Origin of the sequence: Streptomyces sp. NPDC048516 (assembly GCF_043199875.1) — a bacterium.
Classification (GTDB): domain Bacteria; phylum Actinomycetota; class Actinomycetes; order Streptomycetales; family Streptomycetaceae; genus Streptomyces.
Map to the genome: position 1 here is coordinate 1 of NZ_JBICWS010000035.1, position 23358 is coordinate 23358.

18 protein-coding genes and 7 pseudogenes are annotated in these 23358 nt (G+C 68.2%); 14 read left to right on the plus strand and 11 right to left on the minus strand.

Annotated features, from left to right (window positions below; all coding sequences use genetic code 11):
- Window positions 1–106: 106 nt before the first annotated feature.
- The 3 genes and pseudogenes from ACGFR7_RS35710 to ACGFR7_RS35720 all read right to left on the minus strand — a co-directional run bounded on the left by ACGFR7_RS35710 (window position 107) and on the right by ACGFR7_RS35720 (window position 1562).
- Window positions 107–751, minus strand: a pseudogene (locus ACGFR7_RS35710) (transposase).
- Between the two features lie 24 nt (window positions 752–775).
- Window positions 776–1243, minus strand: coding sequence for a GNAT family N-acetyltransferase (locus ACGFR7_RS35715; protein ID WP_393327722.1), 468 nt, complete (start codon window positions 1241–1243; stop codon window positions 776–778).
- 151 nt (window positions 1244–1394) lie between these two features.
- Complete coding sequence (locus ACGFR7_RS35720) at window positions 1395–1562, minus strand: hypothetical protein (RefSeq protein ID WP_393327725.1); 168 nt, start codon at window positions 1560–1562, stop codon at window positions 1395–1397.
- 212 nt (window positions 1563–1774) lie between these two features.
- On the opposite strand from ACGFR7_RS35720, the pseudogene ACGFR7_RS35725 reads away from it, so the two are divergent.
- A pseudogene (locus ACGFR7_RS35725) lies at window positions 1775–2306 on the plus strand (hypothetical protein); the annotation flags it as partial.
- A gap of 150 nt (window positions 2307–2456) precedes the next feature.
- Here ACGFR7_RS35725 and ACGFR7_RS35730 read toward each other — a convergent pair.
- Complete coding sequence (locus ACGFR7_RS35730; RefSeq protein WP_393327728.1) at window positions 2457–3767, minus strand: MFS transporter; 1311 nt, start codon at window positions 3765–3767, stop codon at window positions 2457–2459.
- A 166-nt stretch (window positions 3768–3933) separates the two neighbouring features.
- Here ACGFR7_RS35730 and ACGFR7_RS35735 point away from each other — a divergent pair, with 166 nt between their 5' ends.
- From ACGFR7_RS35735 to ACGFR7_RS35750, 4 genes and pseudogenes are all read left to right on the plus strand, one after another.
- On the plus strand, window positions 3934–4509 hold the full coding sequence (locus ACGFR7_RS35735; RefSeq protein WP_393327730.1) for a CGNR zinc finger domain-containing protein: 576 nt from the start codon (window positions 3934–3936) through the stop codon (window positions 4507–4509).
- A 331-nt stretch (window positions 4510–4840) separates the two neighbouring features.
- Window positions 4841–5241: pseudogene (locus ACGFR7_RS35740) on the plus strand (BTAD domain-containing putative transcriptional regulator); the annotation flags it as partial.
- Window positions 5242–5283: 42 nt separating this feature from the next.
- Window positions 5284–5441 (plus strand): annotated as a pseudogene (locus tag ACGFR7_RS35745) (IS5/IS1182 family transposase); the annotation flags it as partial.
- A gap of 107 nt (window positions 5442–5548) precedes the next feature.
- Window positions 5549–6034: pseudogene (locus tag ACGFR7_RS35750) on the plus strand (IS5 family transposase); the annotation flags it as partial.
- Between the two features lie 15 nt (window positions 6035–6049).
- Here ACGFR7_RS35750 and ACGFR7_RS35755 read toward each other — a convergent pair.
- Window positions 6050–6349: a hypothetical protein gene (locus ACGFR7_RS35755; protein ID WP_393327733.1), complete on the minus strand. Its 300-nt coding sequence runs from the start codon at window positions 6347–6349 to the stop codon at window positions 6050–6052.
- Between the two features lie 682 nt (window positions 6350–7031).
- Here ACGFR7_RS35755 and ACGFR7_RS35760 point away from each other — a divergent pair.
- On the plus strand, window positions 7032–7271 hold the full coding sequence (locus ACGFR7_RS35760) for a hypothetical protein (protein WP_393327736.1): 240 nt from the start codon (window positions 7032–7034) through the stop codon (window positions 7269–7271).
- Window positions 7272–7446: 175 nt separating this feature from the next.
- On the opposite strand, the gene ACGFR7_RS35765 is transcribed toward ACGFR7_RS35760, so the two are convergent.
- Window positions 7447–8262 carry a helix-turn-helix transcriptional regulator gene (locus ACGFR7_RS35765; protein WP_393327738.1) on the minus strand — a complete coding sequence of 272 codons (816 nt, stop codon included), beginning with the start codon at window positions 8260–8262 and terminating at the stop codon, window positions 7447–7449.
- A gap of 97 nt (window positions 8263–8359) precedes the next feature.
- Here ACGFR7_RS35765 and ACGFR7_RS35770 point away from each other — a divergent pair, with 97 nt between their 5' ends.
- On the plus strand, window positions 8360–9073 hold the full coding sequence (locus ACGFR7_RS35770; protein WP_393327741.1) for an SDR family oxidoreductase: 714 nt from the start codon (window positions 8360–8362) through the stop codon (window positions 9071–9073).
- A gap of 498 nt (window positions 9074–9571) precedes the next feature.
- On the opposite strand, the pseudogene ACGFR7_RS35775 reads toward ACGFR7_RS35770, so the two are convergent.
- The 3 genes and pseudogenes from ACGFR7_RS35775 to ACGFR7_RS35785 all read right to left on the minus strand — a co-directional run.
- Window positions 9572–9661: pseudogene (locus ACGFR7_RS35775) on the minus strand (TetR family transcriptional regulator); the annotation flags it as partial.
- 56 nt (window positions 9662–9717) lie between these two features.
- A pseudogene (locus ACGFR7_RS35780) lies at window positions 9718–10446 on the minus strand (amidase); the annotation flags it as partial.
- Between the two features lie 331 nt (window positions 10447–10777).
- A complete protein-coding gene (locus tag ACGFR7_RS35785; RefSeq protein WP_393327744.1) occupies window positions 10778–11272 on the minus strand; it encodes a hypothetical protein in 495 nt (164 codons plus the stop codon).
- 822 nt (window positions 11273–12094) lie between these two features.
- On the opposite strand from ACGFR7_RS35785, the gene ACGFR7_RS35790 reads away from it, so the two are divergent.
- The 3 genes from ACGFR7_RS35790 to ACGFR7_RS35800 all read left to right on the plus strand — a co-directional run bounded on the left by ACGFR7_RS35790 (window position 12095) and on the right by ACGFR7_RS35800 (window position 14913).
- A complete protein-coding gene (locus ACGFR7_RS35790) occupies window positions 12095–12598 on the plus strand; it encodes a lamin tail domain-containing protein (RefSeq protein WP_393327747.1) in 504 nt (167 codons plus the stop codon).
- A 384-nt stretch (window positions 12599–12982) separates the two neighbouring features.
- The gene (locus ACGFR7_RS35795; RefSeq protein WP_393327750.1) at window positions 12983–13429 is read left to right on the plus strand and encodes a TIGR03618 family F420-dependent PPOX class oxidoreductase; all 447 of its coding nucleotides are present in this window, start codon (window positions 12983–12985) and stop codon (window positions 13427–13429) included.
- 752 nt (window positions 13430–14181) lie between these two features.
- Window positions 14182–14913 carry a hypothetical protein gene (locus ACGFR7_RS35800; RefSeq protein ID WP_393327753.1) on the plus strand — a complete coding sequence of 244 codons (732 nt, stop codon included), beginning with the start codon at window positions 14182–14184 and terminating at the stop codon, window positions 14911–14913.
- A gap of 336 nt (window positions 14914–15249) precedes the next feature.
- Here ACGFR7_RS35800 and tpg read toward each other — a convergent pair whose 3' ends face one another.
- Both tpg and tap read right to left on the minus strand, forming a co-directional pair.
- A complete protein-coding gene (gene tpg, locus ACGFR7_RS35805; protein ID WP_393327755.1) occupies window positions 15250–15807 on the minus strand; it encodes a telomere-protecting terminal protein Tpg in 558 nt (185 codons plus the stop codon).
- Window positions 15808–15816: 9 nt separating this feature from the next.
- Window positions 15817–17940, minus strand: a complete 2124-nt coding sequence (tap, locus tag ACGFR7_RS35810) for a telomere-associated protein Tap (protein ID WP_393327758.1) — start codon at window positions 17938–17940, stop codon at window positions 15817–15819.
- 428 nt (window positions 17941–18368) lie between these two features.
- Here tap and ACGFR7_RS35815 point away from each other — a divergent pair, with 428 nt between their 5' ends.
- The 4 genes from ACGFR7_RS35815 (at window position 18369) to ACGFR7_RS35830 (ending at window position 23165) form a co-directional block, all read left to right on the plus strand.
- Window positions 18369–19193 (plus strand): LLM class F420-dependent oxidoreductase, encoded by an 825-nt coding sequence (locus tag ACGFR7_RS35815; protein ID WP_393327761.1) that lies wholly within the window; start codon window positions 18369–18371, stop codon window positions 19191–19193.
- Window positions 19194–19209: 16 nt separating this feature from the next.
- Complete coding sequence (locus ACGFR7_RS35820; RefSeq protein WP_393327763.1) at window positions 19210–19641, plus strand: TIGR03668 family PPOX class F420-dependent oxidoreductase; 432 nt, start codon at window positions 19210–19212, stop codon at window positions 19639–19641.
- A 423-nt stretch (window positions 19642–20064) separates the two neighbouring features.
- A complete protein-coding gene (ggt, locus tag ACGFR7_RS35825) occupies window positions 20065–21909 on the plus strand; it encodes a gamma-glutamyltransferase (protein ID WP_393327766.1) in 1845 nt (614 codons plus the stop codon).
- A gap of 335 nt (window positions 21910–22244) precedes the next feature.
- Window positions 22245–23165, plus strand: coding sequence for a hypothetical protein (locus ACGFR7_RS35830; protein WP_393327769.1), 921 nt, complete (start codon window positions 22245–22247; stop codon window positions 23163–23165).
- The last annotated feature ends 193 nt before the right edge of the window (window positions 23166–23358 follow it).

Below are 23358 nucleotides of genomic sequence, written 5' to 3' on the forward strand. Positions count from 1 at the left end.
TTCGCGATCTCCCACAGTCCGTCCGGAACAATCCAACTCCATGTGCCCCGCCCCATACCGACGTCAACGAGGCCTCACCACGTAGGACACGGTCTAAGACGTCGTCTCAGTTGGTGGTTCGGCGGTAGCAGATGAGGGTGCAGGCTATGCCGACGAAGGCAAGGAAGTAGTCGGCTGTGCGTTCGTAGCGGCGATGCAAGCGGCGACAGCCGTTGAGCCAGGACATAGTGCGTTCAATCACCCAGCGATGTCTGCCCAGGTGGCAGGACGGCTCAATGCTGCGGCGGGCGATGCGCGGGACGATCTGCCTGCGCCGCAACCCGTTACGCAGATGATCGAAGTCGTAGCCCTTGTCCGCATGGAGCTTCGCCGGCCGGCGCCGTCTGGGTCGGTAGCGTTAAGGGCCCCCTTTGACCGCACAGACACTAACCGAGTCGATCGCGCACCGTGACCAGTCCAACTCGCCGTTCGCGCCGAGCCGGTCGAGCACGACACGGTGCAGCTTTGCCCACACCCGAGCCTTGGACCAGTACGTGAAGCGGCGGTGGACCGTCTGCCAGGAGGCACCAAAGACCGGCGGCAGTTGCCGCCAGGGGGCAGCCTGAGGCTGCGACGAAGAGGATCGCGGCCAAGACGGCACGGTCGTCGGCCCGCCGACGGCCACCGCCCTGTGGTCGAACCGGCGCCTCGGGGCGACCAGTTGGAACAGACGCTACAAGTGATCAGGTACGAGTCCGTCGACTATCCCCATGCCTGTGCAACGAATGACTGGCCATCAGGCCACCGTGGGGCTGGTCCGTTCCTGGTTGAGGTAGCGCCGGAAGCCCTGCGCCAGGGGCTTGAAGCCGCAGGCCTCGTAAAAGGTGTGCACGTACTCGTCGTCGGCTGCCAGCAACTGAGCCTTATAGCAGTCAGCCACTTCGCCCAGCTGTACAGCGGCCTCCATCAGCCGATGCCCGATGCCTCGGCGCTGAACAGAGCTGGCAACCACGACGTTCTCCACGAACAGAATCGCCCGACCGCCTCGAGTGAGGTTTGGGAGAACCAAGCAATCCGCAGTACCGACAACAACGCTGTCGGCCTCGGCTACCAGCACCGTGCGGCCCTGCTGCCTGCATATACCCGCCCAGATCCCATCAGCGGACTGCTGGGGCAGGGGTGCGTCATCAGGGTTCAACTCGCCATATAGAGCCAACAGTGATGACAAGTCCGCTTCGATCGCCGAGCGCACGATGATGTTCATGCACCGGAGCCTAGAACGAGCAAAGCTGCTGAACTCAGGCAGGTAGGACACCAATCAAGACGATGTCTAGGCACTGTTTCTCGGATCTCCTGACGCCAACACTCCACCCGCGTCAGGAGATCCGAGAAACAGTGCCTAGGACTGCTCGGCGTCAGAACGAACGGCATGGGACCTCGGCGACGGCGCGACCCTCGACCTGGCCGAGCAGTCCGCCGGCGCCCAGCGCGTCGACGAACCCGGTGTGCCACCGGTCGCGCACCAGCTGCCACTTGCCCGTCTCCGGTTCTTGTGCCCACGTGGCGGACAGTGGGCCAGTCACCGTCGCTTCTATCCAGCTCTGGCTCCGGGCGTGATGGGCTACCCGACCCCCTCAGCTCCTCAGCAAGCCAGCATCTTCTGAATGGCCTGACGCGTCACGCCGAGCTCCCGGGCGATGTCGACTCGTGACACGCCTTGAAGGTGCGCGCAAGCGGGCCCGCCCCCTGCCCGGCGGGCCCGTTTGGCGTTTCATTGGCCGGTCCCTGAAGTTCAGCCCCTGCCGCAGGTCAAGAGGCTGTCGAGCAAGGCGGCTACACGCTCGACCTGTGGACCCACCCAATGGACGGCAAGCGTCGCGACTGCGCTTCGCCGTCGAGGACAGCGACGGCCGCCCCGTGACCGCCTTCAAGCGCGACCACGGCAAGGAGCTGCATCTGATCGTCGCCTCACGCGACCTCACCTTCCACCGCCACCTGCACCCGGTGCGCGACGCCGAGGGCACGTGGTCAACGCCCGTGGAACTGCCCGCGGGCGGTTACGGCGTCTTCGCCTACTTCACTCAGCCTGCGCGACGGCGACGTGGCCTACCTGCACGTCCACCCCGACGGCGAGCCCGGCGACGGGCACCACCGAGCCCGGCCCCGAGGTCTCCTTCACGGCGACGGCGCCCAACGCGGGGGCGCACCGTTTGTTCCTCGACTTCCGACACAACGGCAAGGTCCGCACCGCACAGTTCACGGTACACACCACAGGCGAGCGAGCCGACACGACGCCGGACGAACAGGGCAGCGACACTCACGCACACCCTGAACGCAGAGCGGCCCTGGGCCGGCCGAGCTGGACCAGGAGGTCTGTCCGCTACCACCCGCTTCCGCGTGCGGGAGGAGCAGCACACAAGAACAGAGTCCCCATCAGTGAACTGATGAGGAATCATGAACGGTGGAGATGGGTTCGGTTATGCCGTGAGAACGCCGCGGTTGTAGCGACAGGTCCACGCGACGACGGCCATGACGGCCGCTGTGATGACGGCCGTAACTGCGACCGAGTTGGTCCCGTCGAAGAGACCACCGAACCCGGCCACCCCCAGAGCCGCACCCACCGCGAGGCTGGTCTCCTGGAGAGCCGCGGCGCGTGCGACATCTTTGGATGCGACGCTCCCCAGCAGGTACACGTCTCCGGCCGCGAACGCGATCCCCACCCCCAGGCCGATCAAGAAGCCGGCCAGCCACAGGCCGGAAAAGGCAGCCGCCGCAAGGCCGAGAGCACACGCAGCCAAGCTGATATGAAATACGCGCACAGGGGAAAATCGAGTGTGCAATTTATTGAGAACGAATCCTCCGAGCGATACCCACAAGGCCAATACTGAAACCGGCAGGAGGGATGCAAGCGAATCGGCCTCTACGCTGAAGAGAAAGATTGATCCGGTGTAGCACCCCGAGGCGAAGGTGAACGCAAACGCACAGACACCCACGCGCGAGAAGCTGAGCATGCGCACATCGACGAGCGGGTCGCGGGAGCGGCGTTGACGCAGAAAAAATACCGCCAGGATGGCACATCCGGCAGCAGTCGCCAGGAATCGCACCAGCATCCCGCCATGGCTTTGCAGGCCTCCCACGAACAGCCCGAACCCAAGGAAGGCCAGGACCGAGGACACGACATCGATATTCGTCGACGAGGCCTGTCCCAGGTCGATACCGCGCAAAAGCAGCCACGCGAACGATCCGCACAACAGGGCTACTGCAGCCGGCAACCAGAACAGCAGGGCGTAGGCGCCGGCATCAACGAACGCTCGGCCGACCAGGGGGCCTGAGCCGGCCCCGATGCTGAACGAAAGAATCCACAGGGAGTAGCCCAGTGCGCGCTCCGCGGAGTGCGGCAGGCCGCCAACGGCCGAGGCAACGCTGGAAATGATCAACGCGTAGCCGAAGCCCTGCGCAAACCGAGCCGCTGTCCATGTCTCCGGCGAATCCAATAATGCAGGACTGGCACCTGCGGTTGCGAACACGAGAAGCCCGATCGCCAACGTCACGCCAGGGCCGATCCGTGCACCCAGACGAGACCCGAGGACAACACTCGCGGCGAGCGAGATCGAATATCCGTCAACAAACCACAAGCGCCATGAATCGGTCAGCACCGGCAGGTCATAGGCGTTGGAGTTGAACAGCGTCGAGTCCACGCCGCCGAGGAACACGGGAATGAAGAGGAGCGGGAAGAGAATCTTCTTGGGCACAGTGGACCGCGCTGGGGCAAGGACAGTCTCGGACATGGTGGACCTCGTCTCAGTTGGCGTTCCGCAGCGATTAACTGGAACCATCTAAGATGGTTCTAGCAGGCGTGCGCGCAAGGCGCAACCAGCTGAGGCGGTTCCGGCGATGCTGTGCGCCTCCCTTGGGGCACTTGCACCCCATGGGGTAACCATCTATGCTGGTTCCATGGCTGTCATGCATTTCCCTGAGTTCCGGCCCGGCAGGGTGCTGGCTACTAGCTTCACGGCGACCCTGACGGAGCGTTACGGCGAGGCGCTGGAGCGCATCCCCGTGCCATCCCGACTCATGGATTGGTTGGCGGGCAATGGGCTCGTGGTCGACTCCTGCACCGAGTACCAGCTCGACCGCGCTCGGGAACTGCGGGAATCAATTCACGCGGCTGCTACCGCCGTTGCGAACCAGGATTCACTTCCCCCTTTGGCCGTCCACATCATCAATGACTGCAGCGCGCACGGTATGGCCTCGCCGATCCTGACGTCCGAGGGCAGCCGCGAGTGGCGACTGCGTTCTGCTTCTGTCGAGGATGCGCTGAGCGTGATCGCCGCTGACGCGGTCAGCATCATCGCGGGAGAACGGGACGGGAGGATGGCCCTGTGTGCATCACCAACGTGCCGAGCCGCGTTCTTCGACACCAGCCGATCCCGCACACGCAGATGGTGCGACATGAACACGTGCGGGAATCGTGAGAAAAAGACTCGCTTCCTCGCCAACAAGCGCAAGAACTCAAGCCCTGCCAGCTGACCACCATCCCTGACACATCGACGCCCTGCGCCTCTCACCCACCGAGTCCGGCCGACTCGTGTTGAGGAAGAGCTGACGGGGGAGGGCGGGGTGCGGGCCGTGACAGCAGAGGGCCTTCAGGACGACGCGAGTACCCGACCGGAGTTCGCCGTATTGGGGTCTGGAAGTCCGCATCGGCGGCGAACTCCTGCCCCTCAACGGTGCGTTGCCGCAACGCGTCCTCGTGACGCTGCTCCTGGAAGCCGGGCGCGTCGTGCCCATCTCCCGCCTGGTGGCAGCCGCATGGCAGGAAGAACCGCCGGACAGCGCCGAGCACCAGGTGCGCAAGACGGTGGCCAAGCTGCGCAGCCGCTTTCCGCACGGCCACCGCATCATCGTCACCGACGGGTCAGGATACCGAGCAGTCGTCGGCTCCGAAGAACTCGATCTGCTGCGCTTCCAGAAACTGTTGAGCCAGGCGAGGGAGTCACTGGAGGCGAGAGAGAAGGAGCAGGCGGTCGCGCAGTTCCGGGAGGCGCTGGTGCTGTGGCGAGGGTCGGTGCTTGCCGGAGCCGGTGGCCGTGTGGTCGGCGCCGCTTCAACTGTGCTGGAGGAGCAGCGGCTTACCGCCGTGAGCATCTCTACGGTCTGCTCCTCGACGCGGGCGAGGCCGGCGGGACCACGGGCGAGCTGCGTGCCCTGGTCGCCGAGCATCCGCTGCGCGAGACGCTGCGTAGCCGGCGCATTCTCGCCCTCTATCACTCCGGCCAACAGGCCGCCGCGCTGGATGAGTTCATCTACAAACGACATCGCCGCTGGTCAGCCGATGGAACCTGGCAGATGCTGCTGTCCCGCATTCAGACAGCCGAGGATGCCGGGGGCGGCATCGACTGGGAGGTGTCGGTGGACTCGACAGCCGTGCGAGCCCACCAGCACGCCGCCGGCGCGAGGAAAACGCCCCCGGCCGCCGTTCCTCAAAGGGGGGCCGGGCGGGGGACGAACCGGGTCGACCGGTACTGCGGAGACTGGCCGACCGTCTGGAGGAGGTGGTCAGATCGGCGAGTGTCCGGGACGTTCCCGCGGCGAGTTCACCACCAAGATCCACCTTGTCGCCGACGGACGATGCCGACCCCTCGCCTTCGTCCTGACGCCTGGACACTACGGTGACGGGCCCCAGCCCCAGCGGGTGCTGGAGCAAGTCTCGGTGCCGCGAGCCAGGGTCGGCCGGCCTCGCACCCGGCCCGACCCTGTCCTTGCGGACAAGGCCTACACGTCTCGGATGAACCGCCGCTACCTGCGACGACGCGGAATCGGGCACACGATCCCCGAACGTTTCGACCAGCACGGACACCGCAAGGACCGAGGTTCCAGAGGCGGGCGACCCACCGGTTTCGACAGTGAGCGCTACAAGAAGCGCAACACCGTCGAACGCACCATCAACCGTCTCAAAGGCTTCCGCGCCGTCGCCACCCGCTACGAGAAACGCGCCTACATCTACCTCGGTACCGTCACACTCGCAGCCCTCGCCATCTGGCTCCGAACGTGATCCGAGAAACAGGGCCTAAGTGAGCCCGGTCTGTGCCTTGCTGAACAGCACACCCTCGGAATAGAAGAACACCGCGCTGCTGCTTCCGTCAGCGCCGTAGCACGTCCAGGTGAGGGGATAGCCCTCGGCGGGCCTTTCGCTGTCCCGCTGGCAGGTGCTGGCGTAGGTGAACAAGGTCTTCTCGCTGCTGCCGGCCTTGATCTTCTCGTATTCGGCGAGGGTCAGCGGGTCGGTGGTTGAGGTGCTGCCCTGGTAGGCGCCGGCGATCACGAGAAGGCCGAGTATGCAGCCGCCGGCTATCGCGCTCTTCTTCACGGGTGGGGTTGTCCTTTTGCGGGTGGGGCGGGAAAGCGGCGGGCCTGGGCTGGGGGGCTCCCTCAGAGGTGAGGGGCGGCGGGTACGACGTCGTCGGTGAAGGCGAGGGAGCGAGCGCAGCCGTGGGCGGGGGCGGACACGGTCACGGGCTGCTCGGGCACGGCGGCACCTTTCTGCGGGCGGGGGCGGCGGACGAGCCGGCAGGGGGAGTCTATGTGGCGTGTTCACGCGGATGCATGGGGACGCTCGCCCCTGAGCATCGAGGCCCCCCCAAACCCGTACGGAGAAGCGTCCGCCGGACGCCGGCTTCTTCGCGGTGCCGTCGGCCATGCCGAACTGGGCCTGGAAGCCGTTGCGTCGGAGGACGGCGCCGTCCGCGCCGCAATGACCGGTTCTCGCCTGTCCGGTAACGGCCTGCACTGCAAGGCTCATGGCTCGCAGTAGCACCCATACCGCATAAATGCCCTTTTATGGGAAGGAATCCTCATGCGTGCCAGACTCACCACGGCTGCCGTGGCGCTCGCGCTCGCCCTGGGTGGCATCACCCTTGCCCCTGCAGCCCAGGCAGCGACGGCACACCGGCCCTCCGTGGCACCGATTGCCAGGGCGGCAGCCGCCGACTTCAACGTGGGGGGGTTTCTGGACCATCTACCAGAGCAACTCGGCCAACGCGACGCTCTCTGTGACTCAGGACGCCTTGGGAAACCTCACCGGCACAGCCAGGACGGGAAGTTCGACGACGGGCACCATCGAGCAGGGGTTCGTGGACGGCAGCTCCATATATTTCGTCATCGCCTGGAGTGATGGTGCAAGGGGCCGCTACATCGGCTCCCGCGGCTCCGACGGCCGCCTCAGCGGAGTCAGCACCGACCTGGCGCATCCCACCAGTCAGGCGACGTGGTACACCACCTGGACGTTCTGACCTGACGTTCGCGGGAGCCTATACGCAGCAGGCCCCGGGACGTGGTTCCGGGGCCTGCTGCGAGAGGTAAGGCGTCAGGGGGACGGGGACGGGGACGGGGACGGGGGCGGGGAACGGGGACGGGAGACGGGAGACGGGAGACGGGAGACGGGAGACGGGAGACGGCTCGTTCGTTTCAGGTCGTCTGCGTGGCCAGCCTGCGCAGGGTCCGCGCGGCAGGCGATCCGGGGTCGGCCGTGATCAGGACGACCTCCTGGTCGTCCTCGGGCACGAGCAGGACGTCGCAGTTCAACCGCAGCGCACCGGCCTCCGGGTGGTCCAGGGTCTTGGTGCGGTGCCCGGGTGCGTGGACTGGACGCGCCTGCCAGATCTGCCGGAACTCCTCACTGCCGGCGTGCAGTTCGGCCAGTAGGGCGGCCAGCTGCGGGTCATGCGGGTAGCGGTCCGCGGCCCGGCGCAGCCGCGCCACCACGATGTGCCCGAATTCCTCGGCGCTGGAGCTCTCGGGCATCCGCTCCTGACCCAGGAAGCGGCGTCGGGCCAGGTTTGTCGTTCCGCCTCCGAGGTCGGCGTGGAGCAGCGCCCGGGCCAGCGGGTTGCAGGCGATGACGTCGTACGCCGCGTCAGTGACGAGGGCACCGGTCTCCGGCAGCCGCTCCAGCATCCGGGTCACGTGCGGGCGTACCTGCCGCACGGCGCTGATGCCGGGCGGCGCACCCGAACCCGCCAGGCGGAACAGGTGGCTGCGCTCGGCCGGTTTGAGCCGCAGTGCGCGGGCCAGCGCGTCCAGGATCCGGGCCGAGGGCCGCGGCCCCCGGGCCTGCTCCAGCCGCGTGTAGTAGTCGACTGACATGTGCGCGAGCTCCGCCACCTCTTCACGGCGCAGACCCGGTGTGCGGCGGGCGGTGCCGGTCTCCGCCAGGCCGATCTCGTGCGGACGCAGGGCGGCCCGGCGGTCCCGCAGGTAGTGGGCCAGCTCCTGCCGCGCCATGTCCCCTCCTCCCCCTGCCCGGTAGGTACAGGTCCTCCCTCTGCCTGGTACAGGCTGTCCCTGGCAGGGCATCCACGATCAGGGAAGCGTGGTGGCCATGAACGAACACACAGCTCTGGTCACCGGTGCCAACAAGGGCATCGGCAAGCATATCGCCCGGCTGCTCGCCGCCGAGGGCTTCACCGTGTACGTCGGCTCCCGCGACCCGGGGCGCGGCCAGCGGGCCGTCGAGGAGATCGGCGCCGGGGCCCGCCTGCTGGTCCTCGACGTGACAGACCCCGGCGGCATCGCACGGGTCGCGGCTCAGGTGGACCGCCTGGACGTGCTGGTCAACAACGCCGGCATCTCACCCTCACTCGCCCCGCCGGCCGATACCGGTATCGAGGAGTACCGGCGCACATACGAGACCAACGTGTTCGGGGTGGTGGCGGTGACCAATGCCTTCCTGCCCGCCCTGCGCCGGTCCCCGCGCCCGCGCATCGTCAACATCTCGAGTGGCACCGCGTCGCTGACCTGGAGCACCACCCCCAACCCCCAGTTCACCCCGGGAAGCGGCGCCGCCGCCTACCGCTCGTCCAAGGCCGCCCTCAACGCCCTTACCGTCCTCTACGCTCAGGCGCTGGCCGAGGACGGATTCAAGGTCAACGCGCTCGCCCCCGGCATACGGGCCACCGACCTCAACCCCCGGGCCGCAACTGCCGGAGGCGACCCGACCGAGGCCGCTCAGGGCGCCCTGGGCCTGGCCCTGCTGCCGGATGACGGCCCCACCGGTGGCTTCTTCTCCTGGGACGGAACGCCCGTGCCCTGGTGATCAGCCGTGGGCGGCGTCGGGGACGGGACAGGTGTCCCAGCGGTGAGTGGTCCGGGCTCCGCGGATCAACAACCAATCGTGATGATCGGGTCGGCTGGGTCGGCTGGGTCGGCGGGGTCGGTGAAGTCGATGAGGCGGCGAAGGCGTCGATGACGGTCGCGCGGCGTTCATGGCAGCGAGCGAGGCACTGGAAGGCGTCTGGACGGTGTTCTGCCACGTATGGGTGCGCCGGTGCGCGTCGACGCTGTGTGGCCGCACCGGGGCGTGCCCTCTCGCGAGCGATCTGGCCATGCAACCCGCCCCCCCGCAGCCGTGGCGACGAGTGGATCCACCTGACCATCTTCGCCAAGCTGAAGCGGATCGTGCTTGAGGCGGACGACCGGACCGTCGGCCTGCTCCCGGAGGAGAGCACCGTGGGCGGCGGGATCACCAGGCGGGAAGGCACGAGCCTTCGGCGATCGACCTTCGCGATCGACCTTCGCGATCAACCTTCGGTGATCAACCGTCTGCGGCAAGGCGGTTCAGCCACTCCCTCAACAGATGTTGCTCGGCGCTGCTGAGGTTCGTCTGTTCGGGCAGCGCCGATCGGTCAGAGCCGTGGCCGCCGCGGCGACCGTGGCGGCGACCTCGTGGTCGATCGTGCCGAACGCCGCGGTGGTCCAGCCGATGCGCAGTCGGCCCGCGATGCGGGTGCGCTGCTCGGTGGCGGGTGCCATGGCGGGAGGCGCCACGGTGTAGGGGTCGGCGCCGTCGGGTCCTTCCATGAGGGACAGCGCCAGGCGCAAGTCGCGTACGCTGCGGGCCATGGGGCCGGCGTGCCACCAGCGGCGCGGCACGGCAGGGAAGTGGCCGGTCATCGGCACCCTGCCGTGGGTGGGCTTGATCAAGGCGATCCCGGTGTCGGCGGCGGGCCCGCGCACGGAGATGGCGACGTCGCTCCCGATACCGAGCGGCGAGATGCCGCTTGCGATGGCCGCCGATTCACCTCCGCTGGAACCACCGGGGGTGCGTTGCGGGTCGTAGGGGTTCAGGGACCTGCCCGCAACATGGTTGTCCGTCTCGGTCCATTAGGACATCTCCGGCAGGTTCGTCTTGGCCGGCAGGATGCCGCCGGCGTGTCGGAGACGGGCCACCGGGGTGGCGTCGCTTCCGGGTACCCGGTCGGTGAAGAGCCTCGATCCCCGGCTGGTGCGGACCCCCGCCGTGTCGAAGGAGTCCTTGACCGTGAAGGGCACTCCGCCGAGCGGGCCGCTTGCCGGCCGCGCTGCGGCGTGCAGAGCCTGCTCACCGAGCACGGTCACGAAAGCGTTCACCCGGTCGTCGACCGCCTCGATCCGGTCGAGGTGGGCGGTCACCACCTCGACGGCGCTCACCGTGCCCTCGGATATCAGACGGGCGAGACTGATCGCGTCCTGTCATACGAGGTCGCCGGCTTCCATAGAACACTCCCTTTCCGCAACGGGCTTCCCAGCTTGTCATCGCTCGCCGCGGCTGGCGTCCCGAGACACGAGGATGTCTGTCGGCCGGCCTCCGGCCAGGCCCGGGCCCCGGGCGGCACGCCTGGGCTGCGGCCGCCTCAGAGCCGGACGCGGCCCGAGCAGCACCCCGCCCGGGCGCAAACCCCAGAGAAGTCCCAAAGATGCCGCCGCCCCCTTCTGGACCAGCGTTATGCCAGGTCAGGAAGGGGGTGGTGGCAACTGTCGATTACATGTAGGTGATGTCCCAGTGGCTGCTTTCGCGGGCGTAGATGTTGCCCGAGGAGGACTTGTACATGGGCGCTCCGTCCCCGCGCTTGCCGGCGTACCGGAACGTGTGCTTGATGTAGTTCGTGACGCAACCGGTTGGAGAAATATCCACCTTGTAGCCGTTCCAGTGGCTGTACCGGCCTGAGGCATGGCCGGTCTCGGTGCCGCCGGTGATGGTGATCGCGCATCGGCCGGCCCGTTTGAAGGTGATGATCCCCTTGACGGTGCCGGAGTTGATGCGGGTGAAGGACGTGCATCGCCGGTTGTTGCGGTTCGAGCAGTGGCCGCTCGAGGTCCAGGCGATGCCGGCCGCCCGCAGCCTGCTCGCGGCTTGAGCGTGCGTCAGCTTCGAACCGCTGGCGGCCGCGGTGTCTGCGGTGACGACGGGTGCGGCGATGGCAGCCGTGGCCAGAACGGCGACGAGGCCGCTGCGAGCGGACAGGTGGGTGGACATGGCCGGGTTCCCTTCGTGACGACAATGCGAGTCGAATTCACAGCGATTCAAGGCGAATTCGGGGCGAGGGTTCGAGGAGGAGATGAGCCTGACTCCCGGGGTGCGGCGGCGGTCCGTCGGTTGCACGGCAGCTACGGGCAGCACCAGATCCTCCCGTCTCGCCGCACCGATCATGTCCATCGGAATGCTGACGGCACACAGTCACCGGCCGGCTGGGGATCTCACGGGATGCTGTGGGCGCTGAGCTGCTGGGACACCAACAGCCATGAGGCGATCGTGGGATGCCGGATGCCGGATGCCGGATGCCGGATGCCGCGTGTCTTCAGGGCGGCGGTCTGTGCCGGGTGGCTCGTGGGGGTTTCGGCACCGTAAGGCCGGGTCGGGCATCGGAGGCGATGTCGGTGCTCTGCATATGGCCGGCGGCAGTGCTGCCGCACCGCAATGCGGCACACGGCACACGACACACGGCATGCGGCATGCGGCATGCGGTCATACGGCCCGGATTTCTGGGGCGCTTCCAGCCCATGTCGCCCGCCTCTGAAGCACATCGTCGGCGCAGGCTCGCGGCAGCCGCAAGGTGTACACCGCCAGTAACCCTTGCGGCGTCTGGATGCGTGTACGGGACGTCGCGTTTGTACTGGTGAGCGCGGGGGAGTGTGCGCCTGGCGTGGTGTGGTTGTGTATATGTCTGTGTTTTGTAACACCAAACCGGATTTCTTCCCTCAAGGTGTGACCAGCCGTCACTGTGTGGGAGCCCGGTCAAACCGGCCGGGTATCCGGTTTCCGGCACCTGGTTGTGGGTGCCGTATCCAGGGGGTTTTCGTGCTCCGTAAGACTTCGCGTATTGCCGCCACGGTCCTCGGCTCCGTGGCTCTGGCGGCCACCGCCGTTCTCCCGGCCGCCGCGGCCGGCCACGGCCATGCTCCGGCTCCGCATCACCGCTCGGCGGTGGTGCTCGGTGCCATCCAGTACGACAGCCCCGGGCGGGACGACCACTCCAACAGGAGCCTGAACGCCGAGTATGTGACGGTGAAGAACAACGGCCGTAGGGCGGTCAACCTGCGTGGCTGGACCCTCTCGGACCGCGCCGGCCACACCTACCGCTTCGGCAACGTCCGTCTGGGCGGCCACTCACAGGTCCGTGTCCACACGGGTATCGGCCGTGACAACCGCTGGGACCTCTTCCAGGACCGTCGTGACTATGTCTGGGACAACCACAGGGGCACCGCCGTCCTGAGCAACGATCACCGCCGGGTCGTTGACTCCGAAAGCTGGGGTCAGCACGGCCACGGTGGGCACCACGGTCACTGGGGCCACCCCGGCTGATCAGCCCGAACCGGCCGGTGAGAGGTGACGTCGCCTCTCACCGGCCACCCGGTGCGCCGCAGGTTCCTGCACCTGCGGCGCACCATGTTCGGTCCTGCCGTCTGGCCGTCTGGCCGTCTGGCCGTCTGGCTGTCTGGCTGTCTGGCCGTCTCGCCGTCTGGCCGTCCTGCCGTTTCACCGTCCTGCCCTGTCCCGATGGCCGCCTGCCCGGCCCCCGCCCGCGCGACCCGAGTCGGATGGCGGGAGGCGACGGCAGTGGCGTGTGTGCTCGGGTAGCCGGAAGCGATTGCTGGTCTCCGGCTACCCGAGCGCATCGCGAGCCTGATGTGGAATCCACGGCTCCCTCCGATCCGCCTTGTCGATCATGGTTGGTAGCCTGCCGGGATGACTGTGATCTTTGACGAAGCCGTCCGCGCACGGCTGCAAGCCCCCAACATCTGGTACGTCGGCACCGTGTTCGCCGACGGAGCGCCGCAGGTCAGCCCGATGTGGGTGGATCTGGAGGGGGAGGGTGAGCTGATGTTCAACACCTCGGTGGGCCGGGTGAAGGAGGAAAACCTGCGCCGCGACCCCCGCGTCTATCTCTCGCACGCGGACGCCGTCAATCCCTTCGACCGAGTGCAGATCAGTGGCGAGGTGGCACGCTTCATCGACGGCCAGGAGGCGCACGACCGTATGGACCGGCTGGCCCAGAAGTACCTGGGCAGTGAACGGTTCGAGTGGACCATGCCGGGGGAGCAGCGAATTGCGGTGATCGTGCGCCCGGTCAAGGTGCGGCACATCGTCGGGGTGGAGCGATTCCGGCCCGGGGGCCCCGTCCCCGCGTCGTGACTGGCCCCCAGGCGCCGTCCGCTCTCCCCGCAGGGTGACCTCCCGGCCGGTCGTGGCGATCCGTCGCCACCGACACGGTCCGCCGGCCGGGGGAGGGGCGGCAGCTGTCTTGCCGCCGACCGCAGTGCTCAGGCCCGTCAAACTCAGGTGCTGAGTCTCCGAGTTGCGTACTTCCACGCCGTCATGGTCTGTGCGCATGATGACGACTGCCGACCTGACCGCGCTCGCAAGGAACGCTGCCCGTCGTATTTCGAGTGCCCGCCCATGGGTTATCTGGGGAATCCGACTCTGCCGGCTACTTGCTCTCACGCGAGTTCTTCCCCCCCCCCTCGCTGACCAGTCCAACTCCACTGGGATGACCCTGCGGAGCACCGAGTTGCCAGGAAGTGAGCGCTGGATTCCCCAAGTAAAGCGCTCAGCGGGCCCGCCAGGGCGCGAATCGAGCCGTGATCAAGGAGTGGTTCGGGTGAGGTCCTTGGTCCAGATCGTTGAGGCTCGAAGGTGGAGGCCGGCGAGTGGCTGGCCGGGGTTCTGTTGAGCGAGTGGCGATGCCTCGCCATGCCTTCGGCTTTTTGATCAGTATTGCTCGACGGTGTTCCATTCCTTATAGGTGTCGGCACGTAGTTGACGAGTCGAACGCCCTTGCTGCCCTCCTTTTTGTGCTTGGCGACCTGTTTCATCTGGTGCAAGGTCCGCTCGACTGGTCCAGTGGGAGACTCGGCTGGGATGTGACGACCTAAGGAGTTCATGGCATGGCAACAGGTGCCCTCGACGGACCGGTTCCGGCAGCAGCCGTCCGTGGGCAGCAAGTCCTCGACCTCCTGGATAAGGCAATCGACATCCAGAGCCCTCTGGTGCGCAAGAACATCGCCCGGGCCCGCCAGCGGAACCCAGAGGCGACACCAGCGCAGGTAATCCGCAATCTGGAGCGGATGTACGTCAGTGCCTTGACGGGGACGGGCGCTGCAGTGGGAGGAGCTGCAGCAGCGCCCGGCGTCGGCACGGGAGTCGCTCTGGCACTGTCGGCAGGCGAGGCTCTCTCCTCTCTTGAGCTGAGCGCCCTCTTCGCGCTCTCGATCGCCGAAGTCCACGGAGTCCCCATCGGCGAGATCGAGCGTCGCCGAACCATCGTGATGGGAATCATGCTCGGCGGGACCGGCTCCGCCACCATTGGCAAGGTCGCCGAGCGTACGGGGCAGCACTGGGGACGTCAGGTTGTCGCCAAGGTGCCTGTCGAGACGTTGCGTCAGATCAACAGGATCTTGGGAAGGAACTTCGTCACGAAGTACGGGACCAAGCAGGGAATCATCGTTCTCGGTCGAGTGGCACCGTTCGGTATCGGCGCTGTGATTGGTGGCGGCGCCAACGCTGCCATCGGCACTCTCACCGTGAGGGCCGGCCGTCGTGCATTTGGCCCACCCCCGGCATCGTGGCCACGGCTGACGCCCAGCACACCGCCGACGTCCGAGAACTCGCACGGCTGAGTCGGGGTGCGCTGAAGGGCGTCTAGCACCCGCCTCCGCCAATCGGATGCGACTACGGCACCTACACTGCGCTACAAACACCTGACGGGGTGTCAACCAGGGAAGCTCGCACCTCGCGAGCATGCACCCCTGGGCGCGTATTGCGTCGTGATCAATCTGTGGGGCTTTTCGCTGCAGGGTGACGGGTTCTGCTAGATCGTCTTCTGTGGCCGCAGGGACAACTGACCAATGTATAGCGGGAGTTCATCGATCCGTATCCGCCGATTGGCAGGTACGGCCTCGTACCCCGAGCAGCTGCGGCAGCAGTTCGAGGGAGCGGTCTGGCGATGCAGGACGTCAGAAGTCCAGCTCGATGTAGTCGATGTCGGTGAACTTCACCAGGAGGCCGTCGGCGCGGCGGCCGTGATCCTTGAAGTAGATCTCCTGCAGGCCTTCGGCCGCGATGTTCTGCAACTGCTGCTCGGTGGCGCCCGACGCCTGGGCTTCGAAGAGACGGGCCGCGTAGGCGGGCGGGAGGTGTTGGGTGATGAGGCGGATCCGGCCGTCGTCGGTGGTGCCGGGGGCGGCGGCGAACCCGAACCGGGCCCGCGTCTCGATGACGATGCCGCCCCTGCGGGCCGCGTCCTTCTTCGCCTTCTCGCGCACCCGCGGCTGCCACCGTTTGCGTACCTCGCGCTCCATGCGGGCGGCGAGGTCCTTGCGGGGCCGTTTGATCTGTGCCTTGAGGTAGCGCTCGACCGTGCGCTGGGAGATGCGCAGCAGCTGTGCGACGGCCTTGGTGGAGCCCTTTTCCTGCTTGACCAGGAACCGTACCTGGGCGCCGGCCGATTTCGGGATCGGGCGGGTGGCGGTGTTCGCCGCGGCCTTGTCGAGACTGTCGCCGAGGATGCCCATCGTCGGCCCCTACTCTCCGGTGTCGGGGGCGTCGTCGCCCTTGATGTGGCGGGCCGGGTTGATCCGGTCGTCCTCGATGGTCTGGGCGAGCCACAGGAAGTCGCGAGTGCCTTCGTGCTTGACCATGCCGGGGCTGACGCCGAGGCGGAACCCTCCGGGCAGCGGCTTGCCCTCGGGGGTGCGGGGCATGAAGTCCAGCGGGCTGGGGCCGTGGGAGAGGTAGACGGCGCAGTCGGACAGGATCGCCACGGGGAAGAGCCCGGCCCTCGCCCATGCCATGAGTTTGCGGTGCTGGTTGGTGCGTACCTTGCCGATCAGCTCCGCCCTGGCGTGCGGGCTCCAGGTGGCGCGGGAGAGGGCCGGCCACGGCTCGCCGAATCTGTAGGCGATTCCCTGCGGGCGTTCCCGTAGCTTGCCGATGCCGCCCTTGACCGTCGACTTGATGGCCGACAGGACGGCCGCCTGCCTCGGATCGACGCTCTTGTGACGGTCCATCGCGGCGAGGAAGTCCTCGTCGGGCATACCGGTGGTGACGCCGAGGTCGGCCATGGTGGCGATGTAGGCGTCGCGCAGGTGGGTGTACCAGGCGTCGAAGTAGGCGGCGTGCTCGTGGCGGACGTACGCCTCGGCCGGTGCCACGTCGTAGCCGAGCTCCACCGCGTAGGCGACGGTCGATGTCGCGTACCAGGCAGGCCCGGCCGGCCGGGTCCCCTTGGGGGTGAAGGGGTTGGGCAGCCGGGGGTCGGTCTCGATGTGCGAGAGGTCGACCAGCCAGGAGCCGGGCAGCTTGGGCTCGAATGCCGGGTCTTTCACGTGGGTTGCCGGGCCGGTGCCGATGACGAGCCGGTTGGCGGCGGCGGCAAAGGCCATGTTGACGTCGATGCCCACCGCGTGTGTGTAGCCCTGGGTGCACTCCTCGTCGGTGAGGGGGCGGAACCAGTCGTACGCCTCCTCGTCGATGACCTGGTCCGGGGTGCGTACGTGGTGGCGGGGGTAGCGGGAGGCGACGAGGGGGTGCTCGGCAGGGGCCTCGGGTGGCGCGGGGTCGACCGGCCCGGTCAGCGAGCCCGGGTTCGGCCCGGACACCCAGGAGCCGGTGGCCGGGTCCTTGACCGCGCGGGTCGGCGGGCGCAGCGCGCTCATCAGCTCCAGGCCGCAGACGGCCGTGGAGCCGCGCGGGGTGAGGACCCGGGTGGCGTACGTGCCCAGGACGGCCGCGACGTCAGCAGCCGGCAGCCGGCCGGTGTCTCCCCAGGAGCGGGCGTCGAGGGCGCCCCACGGCAGGATCGCGAGCTGCACGCACTGCCGCTTGCCGTGCTCGGCGGGCCGGTAGATCCGGGCCCAGGGGCCGAACCCGCGCTTGGTCAGCTTCCACTTCGCCTTGGCCAGTTGCCGCAGGACCTTGTGGTCCTCCGGGAGCCGCAGCCCGCGCCGGTCCTCCAGGACGGCCGGGAGGCCGAGTCGTTCGGCGGCGGTGTCGGTGAGGACGATCAGGGGGTCGGCTTCCTTGCCGTGGCGGTGGAGCCTGGCAGCGCCCAGCTTCGCCTCGGCCAGGGCCCATTCGACCAGCGCGGGGAGGGTCTTGGCCGGGCAGTCCAGAACCAGGCCACCGACGCAGTACGCCGATCCGTCACCGTCCAGCACCGCGAGCGGGCCGTGCGCGAAGCGCGGGTCGTCGGCCTCGGCCCGGTTCGGCATCCTCGCCGCGGTCTGCCTCGCTCCGGTCTGCCTCGCCGCGGACCTCGTCGCTGCGGACCTCGTCGCCGCGGTCTGCTTCGCGGCCGGGCGCCGCGCTGTCGACGGCCCGTGAGCGGGCGCCGCCTCGGGTACGGGGACGGGAGGCGCGGGGGTGGGGGCGGGCGCGACCGGCTGTTCCGGCGCGGGCGCCGGCTGCTGAGCGGCCCAGCCGTCCAGCAGCCGCAGATACGCCTGCAGCCGGGGCGGCCGCGGCTCGCTACGGCCGTGCTCCCAGTTCTTCACCGTCTGCGGCGTCGTGCGCAGCACCTGGGCAAGACGGGCCTGCGTGACACCGGCCGCTTCCCGGAGCCGGGCCCGCTCGGCCGGCGACGGCAACTGCGGCTCGCCCTCCAGCAATGCGTCAACCGCCGCGAACAGCTCTTCCTCGCTGGGCATGCTCCACCTCCATTTCCGAGGCTAGCATCATTTACCCTTGAATTTAACCATCATTTTATCCCATGGGCGGGGTGTGCTCTGGGGTGCGCGTCCCACCGGTGCCGAGGTTTCGCCTTCCCGACCGTAGGGGGTGGTGGGGTGCGCCGCCTTGGCGGGCAAGGCGGTTGCCGGGTGGATCTGCCTGCCTGTCGATCTGTGAGATGGGCGCGCCGAACACGTCGAGGGGGCGCAACGTGCGGTGATGCGCGCCGGACGGAGTGGGCATCGCTCGGTTGGCTGTACGAGTTGTTGTGCCGGAGGCGATCGGGGTACCTGCTAATGACCGCGGGCTTGCGGCTGATGGCTGGTGGCTTGCGGGCCCGCGGGCATGCGGTCTCGCGCGCTCGCGAAACCGCGCGTCCGAGAAACTGGAACCCGAGGGAGCCGTTGTGAAGTTCGGTGTGTCGACGTTCATCACCGACCAGGGCATCGCGCCCGCCCCGCTCGGGCGCGCGGTCGAGCAACGGGGACTCGACTCCTTGCTCATCGCCGAGCACACCCACATCCCGGTGGACCGCCGCTCGCCCTACCCGGGCGGCGGTGAGCTGCCGGACATCTACTACCGCACCCTCGACCCGTTCGTCGCGCTCGCCGCGGCCGCCTCGGTGACCGAGCGGATCCTGCTGGGCACCGGCATCGCGCTGGTGGCACAGCGGGACCCGATCATCACGGCGAAGGAGGTGGCCTCCTTGGACCTCGTCTCCGGTGGGCGGGCCGTCTTCGGGATCGGTGTCGGCTGGAACAGGGAGGAGATGGAGAACCACGGGACGAACCCGCGCACCCGTGGCCGCCTCGTCGACGAGCGGCTGCGGGCCATGCGCGAGCTGTGGACGAAGGACAAGGCGGAGTTCCACGGGGAGTTCGTCGACTTCGCCCCCGTCCACTCCTGGCCGAAGCCGGTGCAGCGACCACACCCTCCCGTGTACGTCGGCGGTGGGGAGGCGGCCTTCGAGCGGGTGGCCGCCTTGGGTGACGCATGGCTGGCCAACAGCCTGCCGCCCCAGGAGCTCGGGCCGAAGATCGACCGTATGCGGAGCATCGCGGGGCGGGACGTGCCGGTGACCGTCTACGCGGTGGCGAAGGATCCGGAGATCATCGAGAAGTACCTCCAGCTCGATGTGGAGCGGCTGCTGTTCTACCTCCCCACAATGCCGGAGGCGGAGACGCTGGCCTGCCTGGACGAGCTCGCCGACGTCGCGCAGCGCTTCCGGTGAGCCCTGGGGCCCCGCAGTGCCGAGGATGACGAACGGCCAGGCCCGGGAGTACTTCACCCGGGCCCGGATCGGCCGGCTCGCGACCGTCGATGCCTCCGGCCGCCCGCACCTGGTCCCCGCGGTCTTCGCCCTCACCGGGGACACCGTCGTCTTCGCCGTGGACCACAAGCCGAAGCGGACGGTCCGGTTGAAGCGGCTGGCCCATATCCGTGCCCATCCTGAGGTGTGTCTCCTCGTCGACGGGTATGACGAGGACTGGGACCGTTTGTGGTGGGCGCGGGCGGACGGCACGGCCGTGGAGCTGCCACCGGCCGGGGAATCGGCGGTGTCGGCGCGATACGTAGAACTGCTGGTGCGCAAGTACCGGCAGCAGTACACCGACCGCCCGCCGGAAGGCCCCGTGGTGGAGATCGCGGTGGGCCGCTGGTCTGGGTGGCGCGCCACCTGACCGGCCTTTGCGGAACGGCTGGCGCGCCACCTGAGCGGGACTCGTGGAATGGCTGACGCCGCCACCTGACCGGGCCTGGCCGAACGGGTACGGATCCTGGCCTCCGGGGCCGACGCGCCCCCATGGGCCGTGCAGGCGCGTACATCGACCGGGCCGGCAGGTTTTGGCTGCGACGCGCGGGGCACCCGCCCTGTAGTCCCCGGCTGGCCTCCCCCGTCCAGCCGGGGACTTTTGCTTCCCTGCCGGAGGTACGAGCTGCCGTTCCTTCCGCAACGGCCTTGGGCGCCTCGGACCTCTGGACGGTTACCGGAGGGAAACCTCAGATCTCGCGCAAACCTTGCGGTGCGGCGTTGCTCCCGTGCCCGAGCAATGCCAGGGTTCGAGAATCCCTCTCAAGCATCACAGTGAAGTCGTGGAGGCCGTATGGCTGTCCGTCGTACCGCTGTCGCCGCCGCATCAGCAGCTGCGCTCAGTCTTTCCCTGCTGGCCACCGCGTGCCAGGTCAACGCCGCCCCGTCGGCCGCCGATGCCAAGGAGCGGCCGCCCGCGAAGAAGGCCGTGGCCACCGGCAGCGGTGGCGCCGTCTCCAGCGTCAACCCGTACGCCTCCCGGGCCGGGCTCGAGGTGTTGCGCAAGGGAGGCAACGCGGTGGACGCGGCGGTGGCCACCGCGTCCGCACTCGGCGTGGTCGAGCCCTACTCGGCAGGGGTGGGCGGGGGCGGCTACATGGTCTACTACGACGCCAAAACCAAGAAGGTGCACACCCTCGACGGCCGGGAGACCGCTCCGCGCCGCATGCGCGCGGACTCCTTCCTCGACCGTTCGACGGGCAAACCCCTTCCCACCGAGGACGCCATCAACTCGGGCCTGTCGGTCGGTGTCCCGGGCACGCCGGCGACGTGGCAGAAGGCGCTCAAGGACTGGGGCACGGTCTCCCTGGCGAAGGCCCTGCGTCCGGCCACCCGGATCGCTGACGACGGCTTCGTGGTCAACGACGAGTTCCGGGCCCAGACGGAAATGAACGAGAAGCGGTTCCGCGACATCAAGTCCACCGCCGACCTTTTCCTGCCCGAGGGCAAACTCCCGGTGGTCGGCTCACGCTTCCGCAATCCCGACCTCGCCCGCACCTATCGACTGCTCGCCCGTAAGGGCGTCGACGCGCTCTACCACGGAGAGGTGGGGCGCGATGTGGTGCGGACCGTCCAGAAGCCGCCGATGGCGCCCGGCGCCCGGCACAAGGCCCGTCCCGGTCTGATGCGGACGGCGGACCTCGCCGACTACACCGCCAAACGCAGGGAACCGACCCGGACCGGCTACCACGGTCTGGACGTCTACTCCATGGGACCGTCCTCGGCCGGCGGCACCACGGTGGGGGAGGCGCTGAACATCCTGGGCAACTTCCACCTCTCCAAGGCCGACAAGGTCCAGGCCCTTCACCACTACCTGGAAGCCAGCCGGATCTCCTTCGCCGATCGCAACCGCTGGGTGGGCGACCCCGCGTTCTCCAACGTGCCGACCAAGCAACTGCTCTCCAAGGAGTTCGGCAAGGCCCGGGCCTGCCAGATCCGTTCCGACAAGGCGCTGACCAGCCCGCTGGCTCCCGCCGACCCGCGCCACCCGGATGCGGGCTGCGACCTGAAGACCGGCAACAAACAACCGCACGAAGGGCCTTCGACCACGCATCTGGTCGCCTCGGACCGCTGGGGCAACGTCGTCTCCTACACCCTGACGATCGAGCAGACCGGTGGCTCGGCCATCACCGTGCCGGGACGCGGATTCCTCCTCAACAATGAGCTGACCGACTTTGACTTCGCTCCGCTCACCAAGGGGACGCCGGACCCGAACCTGCCGGGCCCCGGCAAGCGGCCGCGCAGCAGCATGTCGCCGACGATCGTCATGCGGGACGGCAAGCCGATGATCGCTGTCGGTTCACCGGGCGGCGCCACGATCATCACCACGGTGCTGCAGACGCTGGTCAACCGTCTGGATCTGGGTATGTCACTGCCGGCGGCGGTCGCCGCACCGCGGATGTCGCAGCGGAACCAGACGGCGACAGAAGCCGAACCGGCCTTCCTCGCCTCGCCTGAACGCAAGAAGCTGGAAGCCATGGGCCACCATTTCGTCCTTGCTCCGAAGGCCTTCACTCCGTCACCGGAGATCGGGGCGGTGGCCGCCCTGGAATTCCTGCCGCAGGGCAAGGTCACGGCGGTGGCCGAACCCAAGCGCCGTGGCGGCGGTTCGGCCATGGTGCTCAACGAGTCCCGCTGAAGGGTGCTCAACGAGTCCCGCTGAAGGTGCTCAACGAGTCCCGCTGACGCCCGTCCCCTCCGGGGCATGCCCCGGAGGGGACGGGCGTCGTATGCGGGGTGGGCCGCCGGCGTACAACGCTCCCGGAACTGCTGCGGGCGCGGCCCGGCCTCCGTCCCTTGTCCTTCCGCACGTGGCGCAGAAGCCCCCCTCAGTGATCACAATCGCTGGCGGGCCGTACGGTTCACCTCCTACGATTGCCTTACCCGGGGGAGGAGTTGGACCACGTGGCGCGCAGAACCACACCTACAGGACAGGTGCCAGGACGGTCTTCAGCCAATCGGATCGAGGCCGCAGTGGCCTGGGTCATCAGGCACTTCGACGGGGTCGTGGCGATTTCCGGCGCCATGGTCGTCGGCCTGATGGACATCTTCAGCGACGCGGTCTCGGACAACGTCACCTCCGGTGCGACCCTGCTGGTGCTGGCCGCGCTGGTCTTCGGGTCGCTCACCGAGCGGCGGCGCCGGGTCGCCGACATCCGGGAGGCGACGACCGGAACGCGGAAGGCGCTGGAAGACCTCGCCATGGTGCGGTCGTTGTCCGGAACCGAGGTCCGGCGCGCTCTGGACGAGGCCCGTCAGAACACCGACCGCTGGGTGTTCAAGGGCGGCACCGGCACGTATCTGCGTGCCGTCACGCTCCCCGAGTGCGTACGGAAGGCGCAGGAGCAGCGCCGCTCCCTCACGATGAAGATCGACATCGTCAACCCCTCGGACGCCCAGGCCTGTGAGGCGTATGCCCGCTTCCGGCGCACGTTCGACGGTGGGCAGGCGGACACGGGACAGCGGCGGACCTGGAGCGCCGAGCGCACCCGCCAGGAGTCCTACGCCACCGTTCTGGCCGCCTGCTGGCACAAGCAGCGGCTGGACGTCCTGGAGATCGACGTCCATCTGTCCTCCGTGGTACCGACCCTCCGCTTCGACCTGACCGACTCGTGCCTGATCATCACCCAGGACGACCTGCGCCGGGTCAACCTCCTGGTGGACCGGGGGCGTCCGCTGTACGACTACTACCTCACCGAGCTGCACCAGGCCCGGGAACAGGCGGTCGCCCTCGACCTGCACCGCGCGGCGCCGCTCAGCGACGAACCCACGGTGGACGAGGCCCGCCAGCTCTTCGAGCGGCTGGACCTCGCGCTCCCCTCCACCGTCACCGACACGGAGGTCGGCGAGATCATCGAGAAGGCGCTGCACGCGGAGAACCCGTATCGGAGCTGACCTCTTTCAGGAACTCCTGCCTCATGGCCGACCGCGGAAGGGAGGGCCCTTGCCGGCCGACACCCGCTCCACAGGAGCGTCCCCGGGGCTCTCCCCGCTCTTACCGGTCCAGGAGGTGCCCACAGGCCGGGAAGACCGTCGAGGGGCGCCGGTCCGCGCTGCGCAGCACCGGGCTGCCCGTACCAGGGGGCGC